The organism is Streptomyces sp. rh34 (assembly GCF_002551245.1).
Taxonomy (GTDB): Bacteria; Actinomycetota; Actinomycetes; order Streptomycetales; family Streptomycetaceae; genus Streptomyces.
In genome coordinates this window covers 23160-30451 of sequence record NZ_NTGZ01000070.1, presented here as the reverse complement: position 1 = coordinate 30451, position 7292 = coordinate 23160, and the positions used below count along the sequence as shown (strand labels likewise).

4 protein-coding genes are annotated in these 7292 nt (G+C 73.5%); 3 read left to right on the top strand and 1 reads right to left on the bottom strand.

Features of this window, described 5'->3' with window-relative positions; genetic code table 11:
- The 3 genes from CR470_RS15715 to CR470_RS15705 form a co-directional block, all read left to right on the top strand.
- A partial coding sequence (locus CR470_RS15715) for an ABC transporter ATP-binding protein (RefSeq protein WP_257138688.1) occupies nucleotides 1–867 on the top strand: 867 nt, incomplete at its 5' end.
- An 8-nt stretch (nucleotides 868–875) separates the two neighbouring features.
- Nucleotides 876–1850: an ABC transporter substrate-binding protein gene (locus tag CR470_RS15710; RefSeq protein ID WP_097868213.1), complete on the top strand. Its 975-nt coding sequence runs from the start codon at nucleotides 876–878 to the stop codon at nucleotides 1848–1850.
- A 2-nt stretch (nucleotides 1851–1852) separates the two neighbouring features.
- Nucleotides 1853–4000, top strand: a complete 2148-nt coding sequence (locus tag CR470_RS15705; RefSeq protein WP_097868212.1) for an iron ABC transporter permease — start codon at nucleotides 1853–1855, stop codon at nucleotides 3998–4000.
- A 68-nt stretch (nucleotides 4001–4068) separates the two neighbouring features.
- Here the strand turns inward: CR470_RS15705 and CR470_RS15700 are convergent, their stop codons facing one another.
- Nucleotides 4069–7266 (bottom strand): alpha-L-rhamnosidase, encoded by a 3198-nt coding sequence (locus tag CR470_RS15700; protein ID WP_097868211.1) that lies wholly within the window; start codon nucleotides 7264–7266, stop codon nucleotides 4069–4071.
- Nucleotides 7267–7292 lie beyond the last annotated feature (26 nt).

Here is a 7292-nt window from a genome sequence, read left to right as displayed (position 1 = left end):
GCCGAGCCCGGCCCGGCCGCGTCCTTCGCGGCCCCCGAAACCGCCGTCGGCCTCGACGCCCGCGGCATGACGATCGCGTACGACCGTACCGACGTCGTGCACGGGGCCGACCTCCGGCTGCCGCGCGGCCGCGTCACCGCGCTCATCGGGCCGAACGGCAGTGGGAAGTCCACCCTGTTGCGGGCCGTGGCCCGGCTGCACAAGGCCCGCACCGGCAGCGTGACCGTGGCGGGCCAGGCGGAGGGGAGCGGACCGGTCGACGCCCTCGCGCTGTCGCGCTCCGACTTCGCCCGCCGTGTCACCCTGCTCGCGCAGAGCCGGAACGCACCGGCCGGCCTCAGCGTGCGCGACGTGGTCGGATTCGGCCGGCACCCCTACCGGGGCCGGCTCCGGGGTACCGATCCGGACGGCGCCCGAATGGTCGAGCACGCGCTGACCGTCACGAACCTCTCCGCGTTCGCCGACCGCGGGGTCGAGAGCCTCTCCGGCGGGCAGTTGCAGCGCGTCTGGTTCGCCTGCTGCCTGGCCCAGGACACCGATGTCCTCCTCCTCGACGAGCCGACCACCTATCTCGATCTGCGCTATCAGGTCGAGATCCTCGACCTCGTCCGCGACCTCGCCGACACCCACGGCGTCACCGTCGGGGTCGTGCTGCACGACCTGGACCAGGCCGCCTCCGTCGCCGACCAGGTCGTCCTCCTGTCGTCCGGGCGGATCGTCGCCGCGGGCACGCCCGCGGAGGTGTACGCCCCCGAGCGGCTCAGTGACGCGTACGGCATCCGCATCGACGTCGAACCCGACTCCTCCACCGGTATCCCGCGCACCCGCGCGGTCGGCCGCCACCACCTCCGTTCCGAAAGGCCCTGAACACCCTCATGAAGAACCAGCACCTGACGTGGCCCGTCCTCGCCGCCGCGGCCGCGCTCGCCCTCACGGCCTGCGGCACCACCGAGGCGCCGAAGAAGGAGTCCGCCGGGGACAGCGCGGTGACGGTCACCGACTCGCGCGGCAAGAAGATCACGCTCGACGGGCCGGCCAAGCGTGTCGTCGGGACCGAGTGGAACGTCGTCGAGACGCTCGTGACCCTCGGCGTCCAGCCGGTCGGCGTGGCCGACGTCAAGGGCTACACGGCATACGACACGGCCGCGCCGCTCACCAAGGGCGTCAAGGACATAGGCACCCGGGGCGAGCCCAGCGTCGCCACCGTCGCCGGCCTCGAGCCCGACCTCATCATCGCCACCACCGACCTGTCCGACTCCGCCATCGCGCAGCTCTCCAAGGCCGCCCCGGTCGCTGTGGTGCGCTCGGCCGACGCGAGCCGGCAGATCGACCAGATGGTCGACACCGTCGAGCTCATCGGCAAGGCCACCGGCACCGAGGACAAGGCCGAGTCCGAGATCGGCTCGTTCCGCAAGGCGGTCGCGGACGGCAGGAAGAAGCTCGCGGACGCCGGTCTCGCCGGCGAGAAGGTCGCTTTCGCCGACGGCTGGCAGGAGGGCAACCAGGTCTCGGTGCGCCCGTACGTCAAGGGCTCGCTGCTCTCCGACGTGAACACCGAACTCGGCCTCGTCGACCCGTGGAAGCTGAAGGGCGACAAGGCCTACGGCCTGGCGGCGACCGATGTCGAGGGCCTCACGAAGATCGGCGACGCGCAGTTCGCGTACATCGCCAACGACTCCGACGGAGGCGACCCGTTCGCCGACGGCCTCAAGGACAACGCGGTGTGGAAGTCCCTCCCGTTCGTCAGGAACGGCGAGGTCCACCGGCTGCCCGACGGCATCTGGATGTTCGGCGGCACCGCGTCGATGCGCGACTACATCGATGCCCTCGTCGGCGCACTGACCGCCTGACGATGAGCACACGCACCACAACCGCCCCGCCCGCCCCCGTGAAGACGGGGGCGGGCGCGGCCGGTCCGATCGGGGCCGCATCCCCGGTGGCGGCCGGCCCTCCTGCCCGTCGCGGCCGGATGTTCCTCCTCACGATCGCGGGGATCGTCGCGCTGGCCGCACTCGCGATCGTCCACGTGGGCCAGGGCACCGCCGCCGTCGATCTGCACACGCTCTGGCAGTTGGCCACCCGGGCCGCCTCCGACCGGAGCACCGACGCGCAGACGGCCGCGGTCGTCCTGGACTCCCGGCTGCCCCGGCTCGCCGCGGGGCTCCTCGTCGGCTGCGCGCTCGGCGCGGCGGGCGCGGCCCTCCAGTCGGTGTCGCGCAACATGCTGGCCTCCCCCGACACGCTCGCCGTGAACGCGGGCGCGTACCTCGCGGTGGTCGCCGTCGCCGCGTTCGGCATCACGCTGCCCGCTCTGCCGGCCGGGGCCACGGCGTTCCTCGGCGGGCTGCTGGCGGCGGGCGTCGTCCTCGGCCTGTCCCGGGCGGGGGCCGGGCCGATCCGGCTGGTGCTGGCGGGTTCGGCGCTCACCCTCGCCCTGTCCGGGCTGAGCGGGATGCTGCTGCTCCTGCGCTCCCAGCAGACGACCGGGCTGTTCGCCTGGGGCAATGGTTCGCTCGCCCAGATCGGCATGCAGTCCATCGACCGGCTCGCCCCGGTCGCGCTCGTGGCGTTCGCCGGACTGATGCTGCTGGGCAGGCGGCTGGACATCCTCGCCCTCGGCGACGACGGCGCCGCGGTCGTGGGCGTGAGCCCCCGGCTGACGCGCAGCATCGCCGTCATCCTCGCGGTGCTGCTGGCGGCGGTGTCCGTGGCGGTCGCGGGGCCGGTCGGCTTCGTCGGCCTGTGCGCGCCCGCCGTGGTCCGCCTGCTCAGCACGTGGATCCCCGGCCTGGTCCGGCACCACGCGTTCATCCCCGCGTCGGCGCTCGCGGGTGTGCTCGTGGTGCTCGGGGCCGACGTGGCTCTGCGCGCGGTGTTCGGCGCCCAGGCGGGCGCCGAGGTGCCCACCGGCATCGTCACGACCTGCCTCGGCGCGCTCGTCCTGGTCGTCCTGGCCTACCGGTCGCGCGACATGGGCACGGACAGGGGATCGACGGCGTTCGCCCGGCTGCGCGGCCGGCGGGCGTTCGTCCTCACGCTGGTGGCGACGGTCGTGGGGCTCCTCGGCGCGGTGGTGGCGGCGACGCTCTTCGGCGACGCGACGCTACTCCTGGGCGATGTGGGCAACTGGCTCGCCGGCCGGGCGGGGCCGTTCGTCGGTTACGTCCTCGACACGCGCGTCCCGCGGGTCGCCGCGGCCCTGCTCGCCGGTGCGGCGCTGGCGGTGGCGGGAGCCGTCGTCCAGGCGGTGTCGCGCAATCCGCTGGCGGAGCCCGGGGTCCTCGGCGTCGTCAGCGGGGCGGGGGTCGGGGCGGTCGCCGTCCTCACCGTCGTACCGCTGGCGAGCTTCTGGCTGATCGGCGGCTCCGCGCTGGCCGGTGCGACGGCCGCCGCGGCGCTGGTGTTCGGTCTGGCCGCCCGCCGCGGGCTGGAGCAGAACCGCCTGGTGCTGATCGGTATCGGCGTCCAGGCCGGTGCGGGCGCGTTCGTGAGCCTGCTGATCGTGCTCACCGACCCGCACAACGAGACGAAGGCGCTGGCCTGGCTCGGCGGTTCGACGTACGGGCGGACGTTCCCCGAGCTGATCCCGGTGCTGGTGGGCCTGGTGGTCGCGCTGCCCGTCCTCGCCCTGATGCGCCGCGAGCTGGACCTGATCGGGCTGGACGACGAGACGCCCGCCCTGCTCGGTGTGCGGATCGGCGCCACCCGGCTGGCACTGCTGAGCCTGGCCGTCCTGCTGACGGCGGGAGCCGTGGCGGCGGTCGGCGTGATCGGATTCGTCGGTCTCGTCGCCCCGCACGCGGCACGCGCCCTGGTGGGCCGCAGCCATGTGCGGGTCATACCGGTGAGCGCGCTCCTCGGCGCGCTGCTGGTGGTCGTGTCGGACCTGGTCGGCCGGACGATCATCGCCCCGGCGCAGATCCCGGTCGGACTGCTGACGGCCGTGATCGGAGCCCCGTACTTCATCTGGCTGCTCTGGCGGTCGCGCCGCGAGGGGTGAGCGGGGAGCTGCCCGGGTTCCGGAGCCGCGCGGTCGTCGACCGCGCGGCTCCTGCGTTTCCCAGGGGGTCAGGCCTCGAAGCGGTGGTGTCCGGAGCCGACGGCGAAGACCGCGCAGCCGTCCTCCATCCGCAGAAAGCGGGCTCCGGTGTGCGTGACGTCCTCGGCCCGGCCGGCCTGGATCCACACGTCGGCGGTGGTGTTGACGGGCAGGGCCACGGTCAGCCGGAAGCGGCCCTTCTCCGTCTTCCAGTCGGTGGTGACCGGGCCGTGGAGGGAGGTGAACCGGCCCCGGGCGCGCGTGATGCCGCCGCCGGGGCGGGGCCGCACGGTGACCTTGCGGAAGCCGGGCCCGGCGGGGGCGATGCCGGTGATGTGGGCGTACATCCACTCCCCCACGGAGCCGTACGCGTAGTGGTTGAAGGAGTTCATCCCGGCGTCCTGGAAGCTCCCGTCCGGCTTGATGGAGTCCCAGCGCTCCCACATGGTCGTGGCCCCGCGGTCGATCTGGTAGCCCCAACTGGGGAAGGTCCGCTGGAGCAGCAGGCGGTACGCGACGTCCGTGTGCCCGGTGTCGGTGAGGACGGGGAGCAGGCGCGGGGTGCCGAGGAAGCCCGTGGACAGGTGCCAGTCCTTCGCCTCGACGAGGGCGACGAGACGGTCGGCCGCCGTCACGCGTTCCGCCGCGCTCAGGAGGTCCATGGAGAGCGCGAGGACGTAGGCGGTCTGAGTGTCGCCCTTCACCCGGCCGCCGCCGGTGACGTAGGCGGCGCGGAAGGCCTCGCGGATCTCCGCGAACAGTGCGGTGTACGGTGCCGGGTCCTTGCCCAGGACCCGGGCGGTACGGGCCACGAGGTCGGCGCTGTGGGCGTAGTAAGCGGTGGCGATGACGTCCTTGGGGGTGTCGTCGGCGATGTTGAGCCAGTCGCCGTACCCGGTGGCGGGGCGCAGCCGACCGGTGCTGTGGGCGTCCAGGTAGTCGAGCCACTTCAGCATGGAGGGCCAGGCCCGCTCCAGGACCCGGGTGTCGCCGTAGGCCTGGTGGAGGGCCCAGGGGACGGTGACGCCCGCGTCGCCCCAGCCGGCCGAGCCCGCGCCGAGGCCCTCGACATGGGGGGCGACGTCCGGGAAGGCCCCGTCGGCGGTCTGGTCGTCCTGGAGGTCGCTCAGCCATTTACCGAGGAAGCGGGCGGACTCCATCGTGTACGCGGCGGTGGGCGCGAAGACGTTGATGTCGCCGGTCCAGCCCAGGCGTTCGTCGCGGGCGGGGGTGTCCGTGGGGATGGAGAGGAAGTTGCCGCGCAGGCCCCAGGTGATGTTGCTGTGGAGCTGGTTGAGCAGCGGGACGTCGGTCTCGAACTCCATGGTGAGGGGCGCGTCGGTGTGGATCACCCGCCCGACGACGGCGTCGAGCGGCGGCCTGCCGGGGTAGCCGGTCACTTCGACGTACCGGAAGCCGTGGAAGGTGAAGCGGGGCTCGTACGTCTCCCGGCCGCCGCCCTTGAGGGTGTAGTGGTCGGTCGCGGCGGCGGAGCGGAGGTTGGTGGTGTAGACGGTGCCGTCGGGGTTCAGTACCTCCGCGTGGCGCAGCCGCACGGTGGTGCCGGCCCGGCCGGTGACGCGCAGGCGGGCGGTGCCGACCATGTTCTGGCCGAGGTCGAAGACGAAGACACCGGGCCGGGGTTCGGTGATCTCGCGTGCCCTGAGCTCCTGGATCACCCGGCAGGGTCCGTCGGGCTCCGCCACCAGTTCGGCGGTGACCTTGTCCGCCGCGGGCACGGCCCGTTCCCAGGCCGCGTCGTCGAAGCCGGGAAGCAGCCAGCCGTCGGTCTCGCGGCGGGCGTCGTAGTTCTCTCCGGTGAGGAGGTCGGCCAGGGTGATGGGCCCGGTGGCGGCACGCCAGTCGGTGCCGGACAGCACCCGCTCGGTGGTTCCGTCCCGGTAGGTGACCTCCAACTGCTCCAGGAAGGACGGGTGTTCGCCGTACTGGTGCGGACCGAACATGCCGACGTTGCCCGCGTACCAGCCCGTCGCCAGCTCCACTGCGAGGGTATTGGTCCCGGAGGTGAGCAGCTCGGTGACGTCATGGGTCTGGTACTGGACGCGCTTGGCGTAGTCGGTCCAGCCGGGCGCGAGGCGGTCCGTGCCGACGCGCGTGCCGTTGAGGTGGGCCTCGTACAGGCCGAGGGCCGTGGAGTACAGCCGGGCGCGCTCGACGGGTCGCCGGCGCAGCCGGAACTCGTGGCGCAGTTGGGCGACGGGGGCGTAGGCGGGAGCGACCTTTCCCCAGGGGCCGGATCCCCACGGGGCGAGGACCTTCGCGGCCGGCCAGGCTCCGTCGTCGTAGTCCAGCGCCTGCCAGTCGCCCTCGGGTTCGGTGTCGGCGGACGTCCAGTCGCCGTCGGTGGCGATGGTGCGCACACCGTCGGCGGTGGTCAGTTCCAGGGCCCCGAGCAGGCCTGCGGGACCGGGCACGTCGTTGGTCGCCGCGACGGCGAGCACATGGCGGCCGGGCGTGAGACGCGCCGTGACGTCGGTGAGCGAGGGACGCCGCCAGGTCGCGGCGGCCTGGTCCGCGTCGGCCCGCGCGACCTCGTCGCCGTCCAGGTGGGCGACGTATCCGTCGTCGGCGGTGAGGACGAGCCGGGCCCGGGTCACGCCCTCGGGCACGTCGAACACGCCCCGGAACCAGCGGGTCGCGGCCGGAGCGCCGGTCGCCGGGTCGCCCTCCGGGAACCAGATCCAGGACGCCGTCTCCAGGGCGGGCGCGCCGACGAGGGAGGCCGGGGCCCCGATCCAGCGCGCCGACCAGTCCGACGCCTCGTTGAGGCCGGTCTCCCACCAGGCGGGCTCGGACCAGGCGGAGACGCGGCCCCGGTCGTCCCAGACGCGCACGGTCCAGTGGTAGCGGGTGCGGGAGCGCAACTCCGGTCCGCCGTAGGTCACCTGGGCCGAATCCGGGGAGTCGACCTTGCCGCTGTCCCAGACGTCGGGACGTTTCAGGGCGCGTTCGCTGAGGGCGACGCGTATCTGGTAGGCGCTCTGGCTGCGTCCGGGCGCGGTGGCGGACAGCGGCCAGCCCAGCCGCGGGCGGGCGCCGCCGATACCGAGCGGACGCCTCACGTATTCGGCGGTCGAGCCGCCGACCCGGAGGGAAGCGGCCCCGCCGCCGCGTCCGGCGGCCTGCGCGGGGGGTATGGCTCCGGCGATGAGGGTGGTTCCCAGGGCGGTGGCGGACGTGCTGAGCAGTCGTCGTCTGCTGATCACACTCGGCTCCGATTCGGCGAGGGGAT